Origin of the sequence: Arthrobacter sp. KNU-44, assembly GCF_051843155.1 — a bacterium.
GTDB lineage: Bacteria > Actinomycetota > Actinomycetes > Actinomycetales > Micrococcaceae > Arthrobacter.
Window position 1 is genome coordinate 3,626,033 of record NZ_JBPXNG010000002.1, and the last position, 22,272, is coordinate 3,648,304.

17 protein-coding genes are annotated in these 22,272 nt (G+C 60.1%); 13 read left to right on the plus strand and 4 right to left on the minus strand.

Annotated elements, in window-relative coordinates; genetic code table 11:
- The first annotated feature begins 91 nt into the window (after positions 1–91).
- The 6 genes from glf (at position 92) to ACSVHC_RS18015 (ending at position 7,517) form a co-directional block, all read left to right on the plus strand.
- The gene (gene glf / locus ACSVHC_RS17990; RefSeq protein WP_437770827.1) at positions 92–1,279 is read left to right on the plus strand and encodes a UDP-galactopyranose mutase; all 1,188 of its coding nucleotides are present in this window, start codon (positions 92–94) and stop codon (positions 1,277–1,279) included.
- Complete coding sequence (locus ACSVHC_RS17995; protein ID WP_437770826.1) at positions 1,276–3,246, plus strand: glycosyltransferase; 1,971 nt, start codon at positions 1,276–1,278, stop codon at positions 3,244–3,246. The genes glf and ACSVHC_RS17995 overlap by 4 nt, the downstream gene beginning before the upstream one ends.
- Positions 3,233–4,120, plus strand: coding sequence for an ABC transporter permease (locus tag ACSVHC_RS18000; protein WP_437770825.1), 888 nt, complete (start codon positions 3,233–3,235; stop codon positions 4,118–4,120). Before ACSVHC_RS17995 ends, ACSVHC_RS18000 begins: the two co-directional genes overlap by 14 nt.
- A 19-nt stretch (positions 4,121–4,139) precedes the next feature.
- On the plus strand, positions 4,140–4,874 hold the full coding sequence (locus ACSVHC_RS18005; RefSeq protein WP_437770824.1) for an ABC transporter ATP-binding protein: 735 nt from the start codon (positions 4,140–4,142) through the stop codon (positions 4,872–4,874).
- A 94-nt stretch (positions 4,875–4,968) separates the two neighbouring features.
- Positions 4,969–6,045 (plus strand): ABC transporter substrate-binding protein, encoded by a 1,077-nt coding sequence (locus ACSVHC_RS18010; protein WP_437770823.1) that lies wholly within the window; start codon positions 4,969–4,971, stop codon positions 6,043–6,045.
- A 179-nt stretch (positions 6,046–6,224) separates the two neighbouring features.
- A complete protein-coding gene (locus tag ACSVHC_RS18015; protein ID WP_437770063.1) occupies positions 6,225–7,517 on the plus strand; it encodes an ISL3 family transposase in 1,293 nt (430 codons plus the stop codon).
- A gap of 162 nt (positions 7,518–7,679) precedes the next feature.
- On the opposite strand, the gene ACSVHC_RS18020 is transcribed toward ACSVHC_RS18015, so the two are convergent.
- Positions 7,680–9,728: a DUF6541 family protein gene (locus ACSVHC_RS18020; protein WP_437770822.1), complete on the minus strand. Its 2,049-nt coding sequence runs from the start codon at positions 9,726–9,728 to the stop codon at positions 7,680–7,682.
- A gap of 278 nt (positions 9,729–10,006) precedes the next feature.
- Here ACSVHC_RS18020 and ACSVHC_RS18025 point away from each other — a divergent pair, with 278 nt between their 5' ends.
- Genes ACSVHC_RS18025 through ACSVHC_RS18035 form a run of 3 tightly spaced genes read left to right on the plus strand, consistent with a single transcriptional unit; the run spans position 10,007 to position 12,114 of the window.
- Positions 10,007–10,798, plus strand: coding sequence for a glycosyltransferase family 2 protein (locus tag ACSVHC_RS18025; protein WP_345453097.1), 792 nt, complete (start codon positions 10,007–10,009; stop codon positions 10,796–10,798).
- A complete protein-coding gene (locus tag ACSVHC_RS18030; protein WP_345453005.1) occupies positions 10,795–11,214 on the plus strand; it encodes a DUF2304 domain-containing protein in 420 nt (139 codons plus the stop codon). The genes ACSVHC_RS18025 and ACSVHC_RS18030 overlap by 4 nt, the downstream gene beginning before the upstream one ends.
- Positions 11,215–11,217: 3 nt before the next feature.
- Positions 11,218–12,114 carry a glycosyltransferase family 2 protein gene (locus ACSVHC_RS18035; RefSeq protein ID WP_439181173.1) on the plus strand — a complete coding sequence of 299 codons (897 nt, stop codon included), beginning with the start codon at positions 11,218–11,220 and terminating at the stop codon, positions 12,112–12,114.
- A gap of 94 nt (positions 12,115–12,208) precedes the next feature.
- Here ACSVHC_RS18035 and ACSVHC_RS18040 read toward each other — a convergent pair whose 3' ends face one another.
- The 3 genes from ACSVHC_RS18040 to ACSVHC_RS18050 form a co-directional block, all read right to left on the minus strand.
- Positions 12,209–13,660, minus strand: a complete 1,452-nt coding sequence (locus tag ACSVHC_RS18040) for an oligosaccharide flippase family protein (RefSeq protein ID WP_437770820.1) — start codon at positions 13,658–13,660, stop codon at positions 12,209–12,211.
- Between the two features lies 1 nt (position 13,661).
- The gene (locus ACSVHC_RS18045; RefSeq protein WP_439181174.1) at positions 13,662–14,672 is read right to left on the minus strand and encodes a glycosyltransferase family 2 protein; all 1,011 of its coding nucleotides are present in this window, start codon (positions 14,670–14,672) and stop codon (positions 13,662–13,664) included.
- A 74-nt stretch (positions 14,673–14,746) separates the two neighbouring features.
- Positions 14,747–17,032: a GH25 family lysozyme gene (locus ACSVHC_RS18050; RefSeq protein WP_439181175.1), complete on the minus strand. Its 2,286-nt coding sequence runs from the start codon at positions 17,030–17,032 to the stop codon at positions 14,747–14,749.
- A gap of 324 nt (positions 17,033–17,356) precedes the next feature.
- Here ACSVHC_RS18050 and ACSVHC_RS18055 point away from each other — a divergent pair, with 324 nt between their 5' ends.
- From ACSVHC_RS18055 to ACSVHC_RS18070, 4 genes are read left to right on the plus strand one after another with little or no spacing between them, the layout of a single operon-like run.
- Complete coding sequence (locus ACSVHC_RS18055) at positions 17,357–18,580, plus strand: CpaF family protein (protein ID WP_437770817.1); 1,224 nt, start codon at positions 17,357–17,359, stop codon at positions 18,578–18,580.
- A complete protein-coding gene (locus tag ACSVHC_RS18060) occupies positions 18,580–19,434 on the plus strand; it encodes a type II secretion system F family protein (RefSeq protein ID WP_439181176.1) in 855 nt (284 codons plus the stop codon). Before ACSVHC_RS18055 ends, ACSVHC_RS18060 begins: the two co-directional genes overlap by 1 nt.
- Before the next feature lie 5 nt (positions 19,435–19,439).
- On the plus strand, positions 19,440–20,315 hold the full coding sequence (locus ACSVHC_RS18065; protein ID WP_439181400.1) for a type II secretion system F family protein: 876 nt from the start codon (positions 19,440–19,442) through the stop codon (positions 20,313–20,315).
- 15 nt (positions 20,316–20,330) lie between these two features.
- Complete coding sequence (locus ACSVHC_RS18070) at positions 20,331–21,755, plus strand: recombinase family protein (protein WP_439181177.1); 1,425 nt, start codon at positions 20,331–20,333, stop codon at positions 21,753–21,755.
- Positions 21,756–22,272 lie beyond the last annotated feature (517 nt).

Here is a 22,272-nt window from a genome sequence, read left to right on the forward strand (position 1 = left end):
CCGGCCCGAAAATCGGCGCGCCATCTCGGGTAGGCTTGACCTGCAGCCAATGCACATCATTGGGCTGCCCGCATTCGAACCAGGAGTATTTGTGACCGCTGACCTCGTCATCGTCGGGTCGGGCTTTTTTGGCCTGACAATCGCAGAACAGGCCGCCACTGAGCTGGGCTTGAAGGTTGTTGTCATTGACCGCCGGCATCACATCGGCGGCAACGCCTACAGCGAAACGGAAGAGAAGACCGGAATCGAGGTGCACCGTTATGGTGCGCACCTTTTCCACACCTCGAACGAGCGGGTGTGGGAGTACGTCAACCGGTTCACGACCTTCACGAACTACGTGCACAAGGTGTACGGCGTGCACAAGGGTGAGGTGTATTCCCTCCCCATCAACCTGGCGACGATCAACCAGTTCTTCCGGGCCAACTTGACTCCTAGCCAGGCGCAGGACCTGATCAAGGAGCAAGCTGGTGAACTCGCGGGAACCGATCCGCAGAATCTCAATGACAAGGGCATCCAGCTGATCGGTCGCCCCCTGTACGAGGCATTCATCAAGCACTACACCGGCAAGCAGTGGCAGACCGACCCCAAGGACCTCCCAGCGGAAATCATTTCTCGCCTTCCTGTCAGGTACAACTACGACAACCGATACTTCAACGACAAGTACGAAGGCCTGCCGACCAACGGGTATACGGCGTGGATCGAGAAGATGGCCGAGCACCCGAACATCGAGGTACGCCTGAACACGGACTTCTTTGACGAGTCGCACGAGTATTCAAAAAACAAGGTTGTCGGCAAGATTCCCGTCGTCTACACAGGACCCGTGGACCGCTACTTCGACTTTGTCGCCGGAGATCTGTCCTGGCGCACCATCGACTTCGAAGAGGAAGTCCTGGACACGGGAGACTTCCAGGGAACGTCCGTTGTCAATTACAACGACGACGACGTCCCGTTCACCAGGATCATCGAACCGCGCCACTTCCACCCGGAGCGTGGCTACCAGACGGAGAAGACCGTCATCATGCGCGAGTTTTCCCGGTTCGCCGAAAGCGGCGATGAGCCGTACTATCCGATCAACACCCCGGATGACCGCGAAAAGCTGCTGAAATACCGCGATCTCGCAGCCGCTGAAAAAGACGTGCTGTTCGGCGGTCGCCTTGGCACCTACAAGTATCTCGACATGCACATGGCCATCGGTTCGGCTCTCTCCATGTTTGATAACAAGGTCCGTCCGCATTTCGAAAACGGCGCGGAAATTGAAAGCGGAGGAGTGGACGCGTGAGTCCCACGACGACTGCCGAGCTTCAAAGGGTCGTCTTCCCTTCCCCGGGTGAGCTGGACGCCGTTGAACTCTATGTCGACGCCGGAAGCTCGGTTGGCACCCAACTCGTCGAGGACGACGGACTCTACCGACAGCCCAAGCTTCCGGAAAACAAGCTGCATCTAGTTGGTTCGAGCCCGCTGGAGGCTCATCATGAGGACTTCCTCTCGCGCACTTCCGCGAAGGTACGCGCCGGACAGCACGTATCATTCGGTACGTATTTCAATGCATTTCCTGCCAGCTACTGGCGTCGATGGACAGCTGTCCGCTCGGTTCAGCTGCACGTCCGCACCGAGGGCTCGGGAACTGTGCTGGTCTACCGCTCGAACGCGCGCGGGATGCCTCAGCGTCTGAACTCAATCCACGTCGAAGGGTATAACGAGCTCGAGCTCGAGCTGTCCCTGGAGACGTTCGGCGACGGCGGCTGGTACTGGTTTGAGTTGGTTGCCGGCGCGTCGGAATTGACCTTGCTCGGCGCTGAATGGGCAACGCGGGAGTCTCCGCGGATTCCTGCGGGAGAAGTCGCAACAGTCCAAATCACCACCATGAACAAGCCGGACTTCTGCATCGCGAACGCCCGTATTCTTGGCGGAAGCTCCAAGGCGCTCGAGAGCGTCAAGGAAGTGTTGATTGTGGACCAGGGCACGAACAAGGTCTCGGCAGCCGAAGGATTCAATGACGTCAAGGATGTGTTGGGTCGCAAACTACGGATCGTGGAGCAAGCCAACCTTGGCGGTGCGGGAGGCTTCTCGCGGGGGATGGCGGAGGCTGTCCAGAACGACAGCAGCTTCGTCGTACTTCTCGATGACGACGTCGTGGTGGAACCTGACAGCATTGAACGGCTCATCACTTTTGCGCGCTTCAGCAAGAAGCCGACAATCGTTGGCGGTCACATGTTCGATCTTTACAGTCGGACGACGTTGCACACCTTCGGTGAAGTGGTCGACCCCTACAGGCTGAGCTGGGTAAGCCCGGATGACGCCCTTGAGTATCGCCACGACTTCAGACACCGTAATTTGCGGCAAACCCCTTGGATGCACCGTCGTGTCGATGTTGATTTCAATGGCTGGTGGATGTGCCTGATACCGACTGACATCATCCGGGAGATAGGCCTTTCACTGCCTGTCTTCATCAAATGGGATGACGCCGAATATAGCTTGAGGGCGAAGCAGGCCGGGTACGCGACCGTCTCCCTGCCTGGCGCCGCCCTGTGGCATGTGTCGTGGATCGACAAGGATGACTCTCTGGGATGGCAGGCCTACTTCCATGAACGCAACCGATTGATCGCGGCCCTTCTTCACAGCCCTTTCCCCAAAGGGGGGCGGGTATTGCGGGAGTCGTTCCAGAACAACGTCAAACATCTGATCTCCATGCAGTACTTCGCTCAGGAAGCACGCATCATGGCGATGCGGGACGTCCTGCGCGGACCGGGGAGCCTCCACGCTGAATTGGCAAGCAAGTTGGCCGAAGTCAATGAGCTGCGTTCCCGCCACACAGAGGCGCAAATTAAATCCGACGTGGACGAGTTTCCGGCTGTGGGCCTCAATGGGGGAGGCCGAGGAGGCGCCGCGGGGATGCCGCCCAAAAAGGACCTCGTGAAGTGGGCAGCGAAGACGGTCCTTCGCCAGATATTCAAGAAGCCGGATCCTTCATCGCTGGAGCGGCCCCAGGCCCATTTGGCGCACAGGGAAAATCGTTGGTGGAGGCTGTCCTCATTCGACAGCGTCCTTGTCTCCAACGCCGAAGGGACTGGAGTGTCCTGGTACCGCCGGGACCCCAAGCGGTTGCGGAGCCAGATGCTGGAAGCGGCCAAGCTCCAGAGCGAACTGTACCGTCGATGGGATCAACTCTCCGCCGAGTACAAGGCGGCCTTGCCGGAGATCACTTCCTTGGAGTCCTGGAAGGCCACTTTCGATGTCAGCGGGTAGGAATCCCAATAGCGTGTCGACTCAACTCATAAAACCAGGCCATGGCCGTGGACTATTTGACGTTTATTCCAACCGGTTTCTATTGAAGCTGCTGGTCCGAAAAGAGATCAAAGTACGATACCGGGGTTCGGTATTGGGACTGCTTTGGTCTTATGTCAAACCACTGATGCAGTTTCTTATCTACTTTGTAGCGTTGGGGATTTTCCTCAATCTCCAGCATGGTACGCCGAACTACTCGATCTATCTGTTTGCAGGAATCGTCTTCGTGAACTTTTTCACGGAGTCTTTGGGAAATGCGACCCGTTCCATTCTTGACAATAGGGACTTGATTCGGAAGATATATCTGCCGAGGGAATTGTTTCCCGTAGCGACGGTCCTGGTGTCGGCAGCGCATTTCCTTCCTCAATTGGCAGTCCTCGTTGGTGCCTGCTTGCTCGCAGGTTGGCAGCCATCCCTGATCCAGCTGCTGATGGTGATTGTTGCGTTCATTATGGTTGCAATTCTTGCAACTGGACTCGGTCTCCTCTTCGGAGCGGCAAATGTGTACTTCCGTGATTCCGAGAACATTGTCGACATGATCCTGATGGTTGTGACGTGGGCCTCGCCGGTTCTCTACATCTGGACGATGGTGCAACGAGTCATGGGGCCCTGGTACTGGGTCTACCAGATGAATCCACTGACTGTCGGCGTCGAGATCTTCCACTGGGCGTTTTGGTATCCGACTTTGACGGCGGACCAGATTGGGCTTGCGCCTTTGCCGCCGGATCTCCTCGGATTCTGGCTGCCGGTTGCAATTGCAATTTCCGTTGCCATCCTGTTCCTGGGCCAGTCTGTATTCCGCAAGCTCTCCATCCATTTCGCACAGGAGCTCTAGATTGTTTCAAACTGACGAGTTGGCAATTACGTGTGTAGGTATCCGTAAGCAATTCGTGCTCCGTCACACGCGTTCCCTGAAGGAAGCCCTCGTCTGGTTCATTCGTGGACGCAAGGGTGACCTATCGAGAAAATTTGATGCCTTGAAAGACGTCTCCCTTGACGTTCGTCATGGGGAGACCGTTGCTCTTCTCGGGCTCAATGGGTCCGGAAAATCAACGCTGCTCAAGCTGATTTCCGGAGTCCTCCAACCGGATGGCGGGACTGTCCTCACCCGCGGGCGCGTAGCCGGCCTGATTGAGGTTGGGGCTGGCTTCCATCACGATCTCAGCGGGCGCGACAACGTGTATCTCAATGGCGCAATTCTTGGAATGACCGAGCGAGAGATCGACGAAAAGTTCGCCTCGATCGTGGAGTTCTCCGAAATTGGCGAGTTCATCGACACCGAGGTGAAGTTCTATTCGTCGGGCATGTATCTTCGGCTCGCTTTCTCTATTGCCGTGCATACAGATCCCGAAGTGTTCCTCATCGACGAAATCCTCGCTGTCGGAGACGAACCATTCCAGCGGAAGTGCATCGCCAAGATCAAAGAGTTGGCCGGCAAGGGCAAGACCCTCTTTGTGGTCAGCCACGACCTTGACCTTGTGGCGACCATTTGCGAACGGGGCGTCCTTTTGGAACACGGCCACGTCGTCATGGACGGTGAAGTCCATGAGGTTGTCGCTGAACTCAGGCAGCGGTCCAAAGCCGCTTGAGTCATTGAAGCGGAGACCCCGCTCGCACGAGACTATTGACAAATTGCCCTCGGGGCTAAAGCACGGGCCTCACGGCCGAACGGGAAGGGACCACATGAAGCAACCAAATGGAGGCTCGGGCGACCATCTGGGTCGTCGTGGGTTCTTGGCGGCCGTCGCCGTGTCGCCGCTCCTGCTCTCAGGTTGTTTCGGTGGAGCGGCGTCGCAGGGATCGGCTGACACAGGCAATTTCCCCGTCACGATTCCGCATTTGTTCGGCGAGACTACTGTGAGCAAGGTACCGACCAGAATTGCGACGCTTGGTTTCGCGAGCCAGGATGTCTGCGTCGAACTAGGAGTCGTGCCGGTCGGCGTTCCGGCCTATGAAGCGCGTGGCTTCGGCACCAGTCTGTGGTTCGGCAAGGCGATTACTTCAATGAACGCGGTCATGCCGACTCAATATCGGGAAATGGACGGGCCACCATATGACTCGCTCAAGTCGCTGAAACCTGACCTCATCCTGGCCGTCAACTCGGGCATCACACGGGACGAGTATGACACTCTGAGTGAAATTGCCCCGGTTATCGCTTACCCCGGGACTCCCTTTGGAACTGACTGGCGGACTACGACACTCACCGTGGGCAAGGCCATCGGCCGCTCCCAGGCTGCCAAGGAACTGGTAGCGAATATTGAAAAGGAAATTGCGAAGGCGAAGTCCAGCTACTCGGACCTTGCGGGCAGCAGCTTCCTCTACCTTGGTGCCAGCTCCGTGCCCGGCGCGGACTTTGAAGTCTATGACGAGAACTCGAATCCAGTTCGGATTCTTGAGGACTTTGGAGTTGTTCCTTCACCGTCACTGGACAAAGTCAAAGCCCAGGGAAAGCGGCAGATCGTGCGTTACGGTGTGAGCCCGCTGTTGTGGGAATCCAGGCGCGGGGGCGAATTGCAAGCCGACATAGACGTAGTCGCCGTGAACATGTCCGAACGGGCGGACATCGCCAAGAACGGGGTGCTTGACGTCCTGCCGGCGGCCAAGCGGAATTCACTGGCGGTCGTTCAGAATTCCGACGACGCATTGGCTCTGCTGGAAGCTTCGCCCCTGGGCGTCAAGTGGGTTCTCTGGACCGTCATGCCCGAACTGGCCCGGGCGGCCTACCAAGCGAAGCACGGCAGCGGGGCTGCTGGTTCCTGATACTCGACCTTGGCCGGCCAACACGGCGGTCAACAGGAGTCGAAACTGGCCTGAGCCCGGACAACCGGGCTCTTCGTGGTTGGTGGGGAAATGAGTTCGTGTCGTTGAAGACAAGGGGGCCCGTGGCCCTGCTGGGATGAGTGTGTCTAAGCATTCAACCTGGAACAGGACCACGAGCCTTGAACGAGCCTACCGGGGTCGCAGCTGAGGCTGCCACCAACATCTTCAACCTGCCCGATTACCGTGTCATTTCCACCGGAGTGAGCCCCGATGGCGGCCGGAGGGTCATTGTCGAAACCGACCAGCCGCCGGGCTGCCCCACGTGCGGGGTGGTTGCGTCGCGGCGGAAGGAACGACGCTTCCAGCGGATCCGGGACATTCCTGTCGCCGGCCCGGTGGAGGTCCTCTGGTCCAAGTACCGCTGGTATTGCGAAGAACCGGCGTGCGAGAGGCTCTCGTTCTTTGAGTCCACCGCCCAGGTCCCGCGGCGTGCCCGCTCTACCGGCCGGCTCCGGGACCAGCTCGTGGGTGCGGTCATCCGTTCGGGCCGGGCCGTCTCGGAGACTGCTGCCGCGTTCGCGGTGTCTTGGTGGATGGTCCGTGTCGCGCTCAATGAAGCCTGCTTTCTCACCCTTCCGGATGTGGATCAGCTGAGTCCAAGAATGCTGGGTATCGATGAGCACCGGTTCCGGTCCGTGCGCTACTTCCAGGACCCCGAATCCAAGGCCTGGACACGGTTCGAGCCGTGGATGACCACGATCGTGGATCTGGACAGCGGCCAGGTGCTGGGCGTCCTGGACGGCCGGGACCACAGGGGCGTCGGGGAGTGGCTCTTCGCCCGGCCTCTGGCATGGCGTCTGGCCGTGCAGGTCGTGGCGATCGACCCCTCGGCCGCGTTCCGAAAGGCGCTGCGGATGTGGCTTCCCCGGACCGCTGTCGCGGTCGATCACTTCCACCTGATCTCCCTGGCCAACCAGGCCGTGACCGAGACACGGCAGAACCTGTCCCAACAGGTCAAGGGCCGCCGCGGAAGGGCCGTCGACAAGGCCTGGGCGCACCGGATGCTTCTCCTGCGCGCTGGCAATACCCTCACGGAGAAGGCCGCCCACCGGCTAGCAGAAGTGTTCGCTGCCGACGATCCGACCGGCACGCTCCAGGCGGTCTGGAAGGTCAAGGAACAGCTGCGGGTCTTGCTGCGCACCGGCTCCCTGGAGGACGCCGCGACGGCGAAGAACGAACTTGAGGAACTGGTCAAGGCAGCCGGACGACCGGAGACGAACAGGCTCTACCGCACCGTCTGCCGGTGGTGGAAAGAGATCGAGGTGCTGATCATTACCGGTGCCACGACGGGCAAGGTTGAAGCCAACAACACCGCCATAAAGAACATCAAACGCACCGCCCGCGGTTACCGCAACCCGGCCAATTACAAGTCGGTTATTCTCTTGAGAAGTGCCGTTCGGACGGCGGCATGACGCTCATCCCAGGGATCCATTTCCCCACGAACCGTGAAGAGCCGACAACCGGGCGCAGGCCAGTTTCATGTGTTGGGGTCCGCGGATTGCGGGTTCGGTACCAAAATCCCAAGGTTGGGTCAATGAGCGGTCGTCTGGCGTGTTACGAAGCCGATGGCCCGGTCACTTGTCGCAGGCTGTTGTACGCACCAGGCGTACCTTTCCAGATGTCGCGAGCACCTGGATATCCGGTGCCGATCCGCTCGTCAGGTCAGCAAGACCGGGGAACGGATCCTCGGTAGGAATTACCGTCTTGGTGCCGAAATCGAGTGCCCAGTAAGCGTTGAGTTCTTTGATGACGGGGCAGACGTCCTTATTGAAGGCGGCCTCGTCCCAATGATCCAGCAACAGCTGCTCTTTCTCGGTCCGTTCGCCGAAAATGTGTGGTGCGAGCGGCTGTCGATCGGCCAAAGCGTAAACCAACGAGGCGCCGGTGAGGGGGTTGCCGACGACGACTCCATCCTTGGGGACTATGGCATCGACTTGCTTCAACAACGCCAATTTGTCGCTATCCACGAGATCAGAGGTGGCCGACACCCGGAAGGCGTCGCCAAGCCGTTGCTGGACAGGCGCCAACGTTCCGCCTTGGGAGGCAACTCCCAGCACTCCAAGGGCGACCCAAATCACTGCAACATAGCGGCGGCCAAGTTGGACCCGGCCGCGACCGGCGTCGGCCATTGCCCCGTCAACGGATGGTTCCTTGCGGATCCGGCGTTTCGAGAAAAGTTCCAGGAGGGCCCTGAAGCGCCACAGCAGCCATTCCGCACCAAAGACAATAATCGGAAAGCTCGCCACCGGGAGCAATGCGGCCAAGCGGAAGCTGTCGTTGTACCACACACCTGTGAGCAGTGTCCTGAAGGTGCCGGGCGGCCAGCTGGAGACCACCATGTAGAGGACAGCAGCCACCAGATACACACCCAGGACCCACCATGTCCGGCGGAGGTTGCGTGCGATGACATACAAGCCTATGACGGTCAATATGGCGAGTATCCAGGCCGCCGTGGTGCCCATGGGCGCGCTACTCAGGATTTCGCCAAGTGCCCGGGAGTTGGACTGGAAGGGGGTCCAGGGCGCTGCACCAAGGCCCGGCCGCAGAATCATCCATGTCACGACGGCTGCTCCAAAGTATGCGACGCTCAGAAGAGCCCAGACGATCACCGCGCGTCTGGATCCGGCGCCTTCCCGCCATTCAAGGAAGAGTTTCACAAGACGTCCAAGCACTACTGGAGCGGTGAATCCAATAAGGGCGACCATCGCACTCGGATGGGTCAGAACCATGCCTGGGAACGTAGCGCACAAAGCCAGCAGCGGAGGCCAGATTGAAGTTGCCGGCATCCTCGAGAGACCAAACAACTCGATCACCAACCCGAATACCGCCGGTAGCAGTGCGATCGCTGCGTTGTTGGGATACAGCACGCCGAATCCAACCAGCAGGTAGGGGAAGGCGCTGAATCCTGCGGCCAGGACTCCCGTGGCGATCAACGGCACAGGCCGGTAACCCACGATCCGCGACACAAGGAACATGCAGCCGAGCGGCCAAACCAAGGCCCCGATGACGATCGTCCCGACGTTGACACTGGCGGGGACAGAAGCGCCGGTCAGCATCTGGAGGAGCGCCATCATGTCATGCATGCCGGCGGGGTAAAAGTAACGTGAGGCTTCCGTGAGGTTGCCGAGGGTGAGGGACGAACCGTTTTGCGTCTGAACGATGTGGTGGACGGCGTTGAGGTGATAGACGTTGTCAAAGGTCTGGGAGAAGTTTTCGGGACTTCCAAAGCCGGTGATGAACCGACCTGCAATCACAACTGCCCCGAACGCAACGCCCAGTGGCACCGCGAGGATTGCGGTCCAGCGGCCAAGGTCGTGGGCGTTCAGGGGCCCATTGTTGGCTAGATTCCCCCAGGTTTTGCCCCGCCGGGTCCACCAATACCGGGCGGCGAGAACCAGGAGGGCGAGAACCACGCTAACCGTGAAGTAGACGGCCGGCGTGTAGGGAAGGTGCAGGAAAGGTGCGACGACGGCGGTGCACGACGCGATCGTCGTGGATACCGGCGCGGCAAGCGCCGCCAGGTTCAGGCGCCGGATTCCTGCAGCCCCGAGTACCAACAACCCGGGAAGAACGTAGATCAATGCTGCCATGGCGAAAATCGGAATGGTCTGCCACCAAGTCATCGATCAAAGCTCCTTATCGGGTATAGCCAACCAAACAATTATGCAGGGTGGGGAATGGACGCGCGTCCAGCAGCGGCCTGCACGCAAGTCCTCGCGGGCAAGATCCATGGATCCTGGAAGCGGCAGGCCGGTTCGGTGAGGAGGTACTCCTGTAGCCCGAAACCTTCTCCCTTTGGCGACCGCTGGCTGCCGGGAACATCGCCCGCGGGGATTGTGCGCCTGTCAGAAGCCGGGAGGATGAAGGTGCCGACCATGTGGAATAGGTATACTTGACCATCATGGCAACTACAACGCACTCAGACGCGCTGATTATCATGCCTTCCTGGAATGAAGCTGAAGCAATTGGTGCGACTATTCGGCAGGTGCGTGAGGCGGTACCCCATCACGACATCCTCGTAGTCGACGATGGATCCAAGGACGAAACTGCACGCATCGCGGCAGAGGCCGGGGCCGCCGTCGTCATTCTGCCCTTTAATCTGGGGGTTGGCGGCGCGATGCGGGCCGGCTTCAACTATGCGCTGCGCCACGGATACACGCGCGCCATTCAGGTTGACGCCGACGGACAGCACGACCCGCACGATATCGACAGAGTGCTGGCGGGCCTTGAGCATGCCGATATTTCGATCGGTGCCCGGTTCGCTGGACGCGGCAACTACAGTGCCAAGGGGCCGCGTCGATGGGCGATGAACGCCTTGGCCAAAGTAATCTCCGGAGTGGCTAAAACCACGCTGACTGATGTCACCAGCGGATTCCGTGCCGCCAATCTGCGTGCCCTTCACCAATACATGGAACATTTTCCGGCAGAGTATCTCGGCGACACGATCGACTCACTGGTCGTAGCTATAAAGTCCGGCTGCAAGGTGACCCAGGTTCCAGTGGAAATGAAGGTCCGCCAAGCCGGAACGCCGAGCCACAGCCCTTGGAAGGCAACCATCTACCTAGCTAGGTCGGGCCTTGTGCTGTGCTTCGCGCTGGCCAGGCCTCGGACCAAACTGAGCCAGGAATTCCCTGCACCGGAAGTCCTCCAGGAAGCCGCTGAGGGATCGGCGCAGAGAGGAACGGCCACATGAGCGTGGCGTTTTCGATTGTCATCTCGATTGGCATGGTCCTTGCCGTGCTCATCATGCTGCGGGCGGGAAAGCTTCGCGAGAAGTATGCCATCCTCTGGCTCGTCGTCGGTGGACTTACGATCGTCCTCGGGTTCTTTCCGAGCCTGCTTGATTGGGCCGCCGGACTAGCCGGCGTCCGGGTTCCTGCCAACCTGCTTTTTGCCTTGTCCATCGTGTTGCTGGTGGGTGTGGGCCTGCACGTCTCGCGCGAATTGACCATCCTCGAGGATGAAACACGCACGTTGGCGGAAGAGCTGGCGATACTGCGCAACGCAGTAGAGCGGCTTGAGTCTTCGCGGCAAGAGAACGTGCCCTTTGAACAAACTGAAAATGTGAACGACTATCAGGCCAAAGGCCTCAAAACCCCGAAGAGGTAGACCTTGACCATTGACGTGATGTTCCCGTACTACGGCGATGTGGCCATGATGAAAGCCGCCGTTTCGTCCATTCTGGCGCAAGAGGACCGGGATTTCCGCCTCACCATCGTGGATGACGGATATCCCGACGAATCTCTTCCCGCGTACTTCCAGGGACTTATCGATAGCGACGACCGGGTGCGGTACTACCGCAATGACACGAATCTCGGAGCGAACGGCAACTACAAGAAGTGCCTCTCGCTCGTAGAGCACGACGTCGTCGTGGTCATGGGCGCCGACGACATTATGCTTCCTAACTACATCGGAACCATCCGCAAGGCGTTTGATAATCCGGAAGTGTCAATTGTCCAGCCCGGCGTCGAGGTCATCGACGAAAACGGGACCGTCTACCTTCCACTCGGTGACAAGGTCAAGGATCGCCTGCGCCGCATGGTGGTCGGTGGCTCTGAGCTGGCCATTTTGTCGGGCGAACCGATTGCCGAAAGCTTGATCACAGGTGACTGGCTCTATTTCCCCTCTGTGGCTTGGCGGGCGAAGGCAATCCTCAAGCACGACTTCCGCGAGCAGTACAACGTGGTCCAGGACATCGCGCTTGCGATGGATATCATCATGGACGGCGGCAAGATGCTCGTCACTGACACCGTTTGTTTCCAGTACCGTCGCCATCGCGAATCGGACTCGTCCGTGCGTGCGCTGGATGGTCGCCGTTTCGTCGAGGAACGCGCATTTTTTGATGAGTGTGCCCGTGACTTCGCGGCGCTTGGGTGGACAAAAGCTGCCCGTGCGGCCCGTCTGCACGTCACGTCCCGCTTGAATGCCCTGGTATTGACTCCCAAGGTTGTTCAGAAGCGGATGTGGCCCGGGCTGAAGAAGCTCTTGGCTCATTCCGTGCGTCCTTAGTAGCCAGTACAGCGCTACGGGCCTGTTCGCGGAAACAGAGTTGCGCCCGGCCGGTTAATCCGGCCGGGCGCAACTGTTTAAGCGAATCGGCGTCCTACGTAACGTCGGACTGTTGCTTCTCCTCCGCGCCAAGGGCGGATTGACGACGCTTGAGGAACAGGAAAGCCGCCGCCCCGGCCATAAGAAGCGCCGCTAGGCCAAATGTCACAAGGCCCGTCACGAAGTCAGTGGGCAGTAAAAGCATGATCGCCGTAATGCCCGCAGTCGCCGCAAGCCCAATGAGCAGGGGGCGAGCATGGACCAGCCCTTTCCCATATCGCCGGGCTACCAGCAGATAGATAGCACCAAGGGCGGCGAAGCAGGAAACTTTGACCAGGCCGACAAGGAACAAGGACTCGGAGGACGCAGGCCAAGACATGGCCAGAAGGGCGACTCCAGCGGTGAGAGGCGTGATCACGGCGAGTAGCCTCGTCTTGCCAACCGCCACCATCTGGGTTGTGGACATGAGGAAAACCACATAACCCATGGCAATCGACGGCAGAAGCCTGGCCAACTGAAACTGTTCGACGGTTGGTGACTTGACCAGGATGTTCGTCGCAAAGACGGCCGCGGAGCTGCCGGCGAGGGCCAATGCCACACCCACCACGGCACCTTCTCGTTGCGTTCTTTTGACGATTCCATGCGGGTCCTTGCCATGTTGTGAAAGAACCTGCGTGTCCCACACATTTGACAGAGCCAGAACAACGGCAAGCGGCCCGAGTGCCATCGGAAGGACGGCGCCGTATTTTCCGTAGAGGGCCGGTCCATGCATGGTCGTAAGAAGGAACGATTCGCCCTGCAGCATGAGCACCAGGGCGATACTGTGCGGCAGGACCGGCATCGAGGTCTTGAGCGCGCTTTTGATCACACGGGGGAACTGGAAAGGAGCACCTGGTCGGACCGCAACCGCGCTCCAAAGGGCCGTGATCAGCACAACGATGGAAAATGCCCCGAGATAGCCGGCCGCCGTCTGAGAAAAAAATGTGACGGCACCAAGCCCTGCGAGGTGGCCGAGGGTCTGCGCCCCGATCGTAATTCCGACGAAAAGCGAGGCGCGATGTTCTGCCCGGAGAACGGCGAGGCACATCTGGATGCACCCCAACAGTCCGACGGATAGCAGCGCGAGCAGGACAGACAGTTGATCCGTGAACTGCCCCGAGACAAGGGCGACTGCGCCTGCACATCCGACGGCTAGTACACCGAGTCCAGCGCTCTGCAGGATGCCGAATCCCGCGAGGGAGCGCGCGTGCTTTGGCCCGATCCCGGCCTCAAAATAGGTCCGGGTGATAATGAGCGGTAATCCCGCAAGAATCACGATGAGGCCTACGGATATCAGAGATATCGCGAACGACACCCGGCCCCACTGCTCCGGACTCAGAATTCGTTGAACGAAGGGTTGGGTAAGCAAAGGGCCGGCAGCCTGTGCGACGGCCGCCAACAAATAGAGGAACCGATGGTGGCCCGGGGGAGTCAAGCTGCTGCTAGCCACGTAGACAGGTGCAGCCATCCTAGGCTCCCAGCTCATAGGTACGGGCGACGTAGCGCCGATATAGCCATGCGTAAGTCCGAGGCGCCACGCGGGCCACCAGGGCTGAAATACCGATCAGGGGGGCCGTTCGGACTACATCGGGCAGGTCCGTCATTTTGACATTGCGGCGCAGGACTCTTCGCAGCTCGCGCAGAACGGCGGGTTCCGCATCACCGGCTATCGCATTGGACAAGACAACGACCGCCAGGGTTGCCCTCATAGTCCTCCAAGATTTTCCACTGACTTGCGGGGCAACATCGGGATTCAGGCCCTCGCGAATGTATGCCTCGGTGTCATGTACAAAATCGGCCGTCAGCCGCTGAGTCCACGTTGTTGACTGTCCATTGATGGAATAGACGTGCACCGGTTCGGGGCTGAGAACCACCTGCTTGCTATAGGAGAAGGCGCAGGCATTGAAAATGATGTCCTCGTAGCGGCGGATGTCTTCCCTGAAGCTGACCGATTGAAGCAACTGGCGGCTGTAGATCTTACCGTGCGTGTAGTTCCAGATCCGTTCCTGCAAGAGTCCTTGGACAGCTTCCACCCCCGTCATCGACCCGGTTTGGGAGTCAGGACGGGGAGAGAGCCGGCCGCTGTCTGTGCGAGCAATGTGAGCCCCTCCCACAATGTTGACTGGCCCCCCGGCGGCTAGTCCGAGGAGGTGGGTCAGCGCACCCGGAAGCAGTTCGTCATCGCAATCAAGAAACATGATGAATTGTCCGCAGGCCATCCGGACGCCGTCATTCCGGACGGCGCTGGGTCCACGGTTTTCCGCCTGGACGACCAGAGTGATCCGGTGGTCCGCCGTGCGGGAGATGTAGTCTCGGACGATCTCCGGGCCCGCGTCGCTTGAGCAATCGTCAACGACGAACAGCTCCCAGTCGGCATGCGTCTGTGCCCGCACACTGTCAAGGGCGCGCTCGATTCGGTCCGCGCCATTGTAAAGAGGCACCACGATGCTGACTTGCGGGCTAAGGGGTGAGGGGGGCATTCATTCTCCAGGGTAATCTGCGCAACAGCCTGGCCCCGTGAAACGAAGCCCGGTACCCCTCAGACTACCGTCGCTCAGCGATAGGCAACGCTCGCGCCGGTATCTGAGCGCCAGGAAATCCGACCCCCTTGGAAATCCTGGAAGCACGAGGCGCTGGTGGCACATGTCTCTTCGGACGTCGGATACCCGAGGGCTCCGCGTTCGAAGCCCAGGGAGCCCCACATAGAACGGATTCCCCCATACAGGCTCGTGTGTGCCCCAGTGGCAGGAGACCAGTTGATGGCTCCGCCTTGGAACATTTGGAAGCAGCCACCGTCTTTTTGACCGCAGATTTCGGACGACGTCGGATAACCGAGCCGTCCATTCTCGTATCCTAGGGAGCCCCACAAATTCCTGATGGCACCCCATGTGCTCAGTTGGCCACCAGTCGCCGGGGACCAGTTGATGGCTCCGCCTTGGAACATTTGGAAGCAGCCACCGTCTTTTTGGCCGCAGAACTGTTCGCTGGTGGGGTATCCCAATCGCCCGTTTTCGAAGCCGGTTGATCCCCAAGTGTTGCGGATGGGGCCGAAGAGGGAGGTGTGGGCGCCTGTTCCGGGGGACCAGTTGATGGCTCCGCCTTGGAACATTTGGTAGCAGCCGCCGTCTTTCTGGCCGCAGATCTGTTCGCTGGTGGGGTATCCGAGTGGTCCGTTTTCGAAGCCGGTGGATCCCCAGGTGCCGCGGATGGGTCCGAAGAGGGAGGTGTGGGCGCCTGTTCCGGGGGACCAGTTGATGGCTCCGCCTTGGAACATTTGGTAGCAGCCGCCGTCTTTCTGGCCGCAGATCTGTTCGCTGGTGGGGTATCCGAGTGGTCCGTTTTCGAAGCCGGTGGATCCCCAGGTGCCGCGGATGGCGCCGTAGAGGGAGGTGTGGGCGCCTGTTCCGGGGGACCAGTTCATGGCTCCGCCTTGGAACATTTGGTAGCAGCCGCCGTCTTTCTGGCCGCAGATCTGTTCGCTGGTGGGATATCCGAGTGGTCCGTTTTCGAAGCCGGTTGAAGCCCAAGCGTTGCGGATGGCGCCGTAGAGGGACGTGTGGGCGCCTGTTCCGGGGGACCAGTTCATGGCTCCGCCCTGGAACATCTGGTAGCAGCCGCCGTTGCTCAAACCACAAGCGATGCCGCTCGTCTGGTTGCCGAGCTTGCCGCCGTAACTGGAGTAGGCCGCGCCGAAGGAATAACTTGGATCGGAATCCCCGTACGTCGCGAACCTCTGGAGGGACGCATAGTCACCATTCCAAATGTTGGAATCACCTTGGAATGGACCGGTGCTGCTGTACTGCCACAGGCTGAACTGGCCCCAACTGGCGGGAAGCGTCCCGGGCGAGTCGCTTGCAGCCGAGGGATAGGAAGCGATCCACAGCGGATAGGCGCTGAAACTTGCCGAATTTCCGGTGCACGTGCGCCACCAGTCAGTGGTCGAATAGATGACTGGATATCTTCCGACCAAAGCCTTGACGGTGTTTCCGAAGTCCGCGATCCAGCTAACCATTTGCGACGCCGACATGCCGTAGCAGACGTTGCCGAAATAGAAACCGCCGATTGTCTGTCCCTCGTAGGGGTTGTACTCGATATCCAGGACAGGCGGAAGCGTGTAGCCGTCCGGGCCCCATGATCCGCCGTTCGCAACGAAGTACCTCGCTTGGTCGGCGCCCGAGGACCAGTTGGGAATGGCGAAGTGATAAGCCCCGCGGGTCATGCCGACATTGCGCGAGCCGTTGTATTGCTGAGAGAAGTTCTCGTTTTGGTAGTAGTTGCCTTCGGACGCCTTCACATAGGCGAACCGTGAGCCTTGGTTCCACTGGGACGTCCAGTCGACGTTGCCCTGATATGCGGACACGTCTTGCCCGGCCACTCCGAACGAGGGTGTCCAGTGTCCGGTGTCCGGTGCCATCGGGAGCGCGCCGGCAACTGCCTGGGACTTCGCCGGGGCGGCCCTGGCCACTGAAACTTTGTTGGCCAGCACTCGCGGCGAGCGTTGGCCCATTTCGGCTCCGCCGGCGGGAATTGCCTGGAGCATGGCGCGTTTCATCAGGTCGCCAGAAAGGGGATTGCCGCCGGGCATCGCCTGCGTGGAGACCTGCGCCTGAGGATCTATGGCCGGAGAGGGCGCGGGGCTAGGCGCAGCCGATGGCGCTGTACTAGCAGGGACGGCTGGGATCCCGCTTGGTGTTGGCGCAGCCTTGGGGGCCGTTGCCCCGGCCGGGGCCTGCACCGGGCCGGTAGGCACTACAGCATTCTCAGAGTGGGCGGCTCCGGCCACAGAGAGCATCAGCGCGAGCACAACGGTCAGTACGACGCCAGCTCGCGCGATGGACACTCTGGGGGCCTCTTCAGGCGTGGTTCGATTCATTATTCAATTCCGGCAGGGTGCCGCTCCGCTGAGGGCACATGGTGATAGCTTCGACTGCAGCTCCAACAATGAACGCCTCTGCAGTGCACCATTAAGCCAGCTCCTAACCGGGACACCATAGCATTTGGTGGCAGGAGTGAACAGAGTTGCATGTGATGCCTGTGTGACTAGTGGGTGAACAGTTATCCACAACCGCCCAAAAATGACTTGGCCCTGCAGTGCGACCTCCCCTAGCCTTAAGCCTGTTGAAGGTTTCCGCAGCGCCTGGGCGCATGCTGCATTGGGGGGAACATGGAGGCTTTGCGCATCGTCGAGGACGAAGTCCGGGAGCTGATTCGTCGGCGTGGGCTGGATCCTTTGAGCCAAGCCGTCGAAGTTCACCGGCTCGTCGAGGCCGCCGTGAATGACTACGATGAGCGGGCGCTCCTGGGCCCCTTGCCTCCTTTGGGGCACTTGGACACTGCCCGCAAGTACGTGTTCGACGCCGTTGCCGGCTTCGGGCCGCTCCAGCCACTCTTGGATGACCCCACCATCGAAGAGGTCTGGCTCAACGCACCCAATGAGGTTTACGTTGCCCGGAATGGCGAGTCCGAACTTACCTCGATCAGCCTCACCGAGCAGCAGGTTCGCGACCTTGTTGAGCGGATGCTTAAGAGTTCCGGGCGCAGGCTGGACCTCTCCTCACCCTTCGTGGACGCGGCCCTGCCCGACGGCTCTCGGCTCCACGTCGTCATTCCCGACGTCACCCGCCGCCATTGGGCTGTGAATATCCGCAAATTCGTGGTCAAGGCGACCCGGCTCGAACATCTAGTGGAGCTGGGTACGTTGACGCCCGAGTCAGCCCGATTCCTGGGGGCCGCGGTGGCCAGTGGACTGAACATTCTCGTCTCGGGAGCCACCCAGGCAGGAAAGACCACAATGCTCAACTGCCTGGCAGCCAACATCGGCTCCCGGGAGCGGGTCATCACCGTCGAAGAGATCTTTGAACTCCACTTCCCGCTGCGAGACGTCGTGGGACTCCAGTGCCGCCAGCCAAACCTTGAGGGTCAAGGCGAAATTCCCTTGCGCCGGCTCGTCAAAGAGGCTCTTCGCATGCGGCCGGACCGCCTCGTGGTGGGCGAAGTCCGGGAAGCCGAAAGCCTGGACATGCTTATTGCGTTGAATTCGGGCTTGCCGGGCATGTGTACCGTCCATGCCAACTCCGCCCATGACGCCGTGACCAAGATCTGCACCCTGCCGCTGCTGGCCGGAGGGAACATCTCGAGTGCGTTCGTCGTACCGACCGTGGCATCCTGCATCGACCTCGTGGTCCATTGCAGCCGCCAGCCGGACGGTCGCCGGCAAGTCACTGAGATCCTTTCGCTGGGGCGACGTGTGGAGAACGGCATCATTGAGTCGTCCAAGGTATTCGCGATGCAGGACGGCAGGCTCCAAGCCATTTCGAATTCCATGCCCGCCGTCGAGAAATTCGCCCGGGCAGGTTTTGACGTCGCCGCGCTCCTGGAACAGTTCTGATGGCGCCGCTGCTGGGCGTTCTCTGCGGCCTGGGTGTCTTTCTTGTCTGGTGGTCTGCATGGGAACAAGACCCCCTTGCCGCCAAGGAGCCCAAACCGAAACGCCTTGAGTCTTTGTTGCTCACTGCCGGGATCGAACAGGTGAGCGGCGCGGGATTCATCGCATCGTGCCTAGGATTGGGTCTTTTCACCACACTGGTGATCTACGTCATGACAGCGTCCTTTTCGATTGCAGCGTGTTTCGGCTTGTTCGGCGCGTGGCTTCCCTTGGCCGTTGTCAGCTGGCGGGCGCGCAAGCGGACCGCCATGCTCCGGGAGCTCTGGCCCGATGTAGTCGACCATTTGCGCTCGGCAATCCGCGCAGGACTTTCGCTGCCCGAGGCGCTTATCCAACTTGGCGACAAGGGCCCCGAAGAGTTGCGGGCCCTCTTCCGCGAGTTTGCTGCGGATTACCGTTCCGGCGGCCATTTCGATGTGGCGTTGGGCAAGCTAAAGGAGCGTTTGGCCGATCCCGTTGCCGACCGGATCATTGAGGCGCTCAGGCTGACGCGCGACGTGGGCGGATCCGATCTAGGTCGCCTTTTGGGAACTCTCGCCGAATTCCTTCGCGAGAGCGCGAGGACCCGCCGTGAACTCGAGGCACGGCAATCATGGACCATCAATGGGGCGCGCCTGGCCGTTGCCGCCCCGTGGATCGTCCTGATGCTGCTGGCCAGCAGGCCGGAAGCCGTCGCCGCATACAACTCGGCCGCGGGAGTCAGCGTTCTTGGAGGCGGATTGTTGGTCTCGGGCTTCTGTTACTGGGCAATGCTGCGCATTGCCGCCCTTCCTGAAGATGAAAGGGTGCTTCGATGACTGCGTTGACTGCGTTGACTGCCCTGGCCGTATTCTGCGGACTTCTTTTGGGAGCCGGGTTGTGGCTCATCCTTGTTCGCATGCCATTCATGCGGCCCACTCCCTTCGCGGAGCGCATCGAGCCGCAGCTCAGGTCCCAGAACCTCGAATCGCGCCTGCTGTCCACAACCCCGGACATCGCGCCGTTCGGCCCCTTGGAGCGCATTCTGCGGCCAGCGATCCGGGACGCCCTCCGCTACCTGACGAAGTTCAACCTCGGTACCACGTCCCTCAACAAGAGGCTGGCAAAGTCCGGTTCCGGCAAGTCCGCGCTGGACTTCCGCGCGGAGCAGCTGCTCTGGGCGGCGGCCGGCTTTGCCACGGCGGTTGTTGTGGTGGTCGTGAGTGCCACCCGGGGACGGTTCAATCCGGGGCTTGCGGTTGCCTCGGTCCTGCTTTGTGCACTGGGTGGCTTTCTTTTCCGCGACTACATGCTGGGGGTGCGGATCAAACGAAGGAACAGGCGGATGCTGGCGGAATTCCCCAGCCTTGCAGAATTGATGGCCCTGGCGGTAGGTGCGGGGGAGAGCGCTAGCGGTGCACTCGATCGAGTGTGTCGGACAGCCCGCGGCGAGCTGGCGAAGGAGTTTGCCCTGGTAGTGGCCGCCACGCGGGCCGGCACTCCGCTGGTTGACGCCCTGCACGAGTTTTCGGGACGAACCGAGCTCGGCCCGCTTATTCGGTTCGTGGATGGGATTGTCGTTGCCGTCGAACGTGGTACCCCTTTGGCTGATGTTTTGCGGGCCCAAGCTGCGGATGTCCGCGATTCAGCCAAACGGGAGCTGATGGAAGCGGCGGGTCGCAAGGAAATCGCCATGATGGTGCCGCTCGTCAATCGTTAGTAGTACTCTGAAAACATGAGCGGATCGGCGGTTTACGTAAGGCAGTCAGAAGATAAGACCGGCCACGCGGCGGCAGTGCAGCGGCAGGAAGCTGACTGCCGCCTTATAGCCCAGGCCAAGGGCTGGGAGAGTCCCGCGCTGTACGCGGACAACTCCATCAGCGCCACGTCCGGCAAGACGCGTCCGGACTTTGAACGGCTCATTGCCGACGTGGAGCGCGGAACCATTACACGGATTGTTGTTTGGCACTTGGACAGGCTCACGCGGTCTATGAAAGACCTAACCCGGCTCATTGAAGCAGGGCAAAAGCACCGGGTAAACATCGCTTGCGTCCAAGGGACATCGCTGGATCTGGGCGACCCTACAGGCGTTGCCGTAGCCCAGATTCTTACGGCGATTGCGGCAATGGAAGTCAAGCACAAGGGCGAACGCCAGCGGTCGGCCAATGAGCAGCGAGCCAACAAAGGAGAGGCATTCTGGACTCGCCGCCCGTTCGGATATGACCGGACGGACGGGAACGTGTTCGTTGTCGAGGCGGAAGCGGAGGCCATTCGGAGCGGCGCTCAGGCTGTGCTTTCGGGGGCGACTCTCTCATCTGTCGCCGCCGCGTGGAACGCCCTTGGACTGGTGACCACGTACTCCAAGAGGGAGGACAAGGACGCGGGGGAGGCTGCAAAGGGCGGGCTGCCATGGAACGTTACCTCCGTTCGGCGCGTTTTCCTCAATCCCCGCTATTCGGGCCAGCGTCTCTACAACGGGCAAGCGGCGGCGACGGGAAATTGGGGAGCGATCCTGGATGAAGAGACCTCGCGCCGTCTAGAGGAAATGCTGACGGACCCACGACGGCGGACCGCACCCGATGATCTGAACTCCAAGTACCTGCTTTCGGGTATCGCCGTCTGCGGGAAATGCGGTGCGAAGATGTTCGCGGCTCCGGTCCCAGCGAAGGGGGGCGGCAAGCGCATGGTTTACCGATGCTTCGGCGGGTACTGCATGCAGCGGAGCTTGGTTGAGATCGACGAATATGTGCACGGCGTTGTTGTCGGCATCCTGTCCCGTCCGGATGCGGCGAAGCTGTTTGCACGCGGCGGGAACACCGCTGAGTTGCGGAAGAAAGCCACGGATCTGCGGGACCGGCGCGACGCGCTGGCGTCCATGCTTGCGGATGGTCTGATGTCGCCCGCCGCTGTCCGGGAACAGGCCGGAAAGCTGACGAAGGAACTTAGCGAAGTGGAGGCCGCTATAAGCGCTTCTGAGGGCCTGAATCCGGCAGCGGCTGTAGTTGGTGCAGCCGATGTCGCGAACGCGTGGAGCGGGCAGCCGCTAGGCAATCAGCGGCAAATTATCCGGACGCTTATGGACATAACCGTTCTGCCCGCTGGTAAGGGCCGCAGTTTCGCCGTTGACCAGATTCATCTAAAGCCCAAGGACTTGTCCTAATTGTGGTCCTTGCCCAAGGGAATTGGCCGTACGTTGTCAATTGGAAGATCTAGGAAATTGTGATCACGAGCACACCAAAATAGCTCACCAACCGCGCACACTTAACGCGTGACGCCGCTAGCATTGTGGATATGGAAGAGTCCTGCTAGCGAATTACTGGCACGAACGGGGACGTACTTCCTTTCATGGAAGGTGTCCAAAATGGGCATTTCATCCCCGCGTAGCAGGTCCCTTCGTGCCACGCTTGCCAATGAAACACGGTTCCACCCGGACGTTGACCACACGGAATTGAAGCGCGAACTCGGCTATCAAAAGCTTGAGGATTCAGTCCGTGACTTAGTGGCAAACTGGCCCCCACTCACGTCCGGACAAATCGACCGTATAAGCGGTCTGCTACGTGCTGGCGGCGATTCAGCATGAACTCAAAAGAAAGGCCCGGTGGACTAAACCGGGCCAATCAACGAGGAACAAAAACAACCGACAAGACCGAGTATATCAATTCGGTTCAGAATATAGA